The organism is Burkholderia sp. AW33-5, assembly GCF_053427615.1.
Genome location: NZ_JBSAXA010000092.1, coordinates 1 through 614, shown reverse-complemented (window position 1 = coordinate 614; position 614 = coordinate 1). Strand labels below are relative to the sequence as shown.

The window sequence follows — 614 nt, the reverse complement described above, 5'->3', positions numbered from 1 at the left end:
GCACGCTCCGGCGTCGGGATGTACGTGTCCAGTGCGTCTGCCAGGCTCATGATCGCCACTTCGCCCAGCTCGCCCGTGTCGCCTTCCAGCGCCAGCTTCGCCGAACCCTTCACGATCGGCGTGTCGTCGCCCGGGAAGTCGTACTTCGACAGCAGTTCGCGAACTTCCATCTCGACCAGCTCGAGCAGTTCAGCGTCGTCCACCATGTCGCACTTGTTCAGGAACACGATGATGTACGGAACGCCAACCTGACGCGCCAGCAGGATGTGCTCACGCGTTTGCGGCATCGGGCCGTCTGCTGCCGAGCAAACCAGGATCGCGCCGTCCATCTGCGCTGCGCCCGTGATCATGTTCTTCACATAGTCAGCGTGGCCCGGGCAGTCGACGTGTGCGTAGTGGCGGTTTGCCGTTTCGTACTCGACGTGTGCCGTGTTGATCGTGATGCCGCGCGCCTTTTCTTCCGGTGCCGCGTCGATCTGGTCGTAGGCCTTCGCTTCGCCGCCGAACTTCTTCGTCAGAACCGTCGTGATCGCTGCCGTCAGCGTCGTCTTGCCGTGGTCAACGTGACCAATCGTACCAACGTTGACGTGCGGCTTGGTCCGCTCAAACTTTTC

1 protein-coding gene is annotated in these 614 nt (G+C 61.9%); it reads right to left on the bottom strand.

Annotation, left to right across the window (positions count from 1 at the left end; genetic code table 11):
• Positions 1-614 (bottom strand): GTP-binding protein (locus ACV22V_RS32490; protein ID WP_448016831.1); only part of this gene is annotated, 614 nt, incomplete at both ends.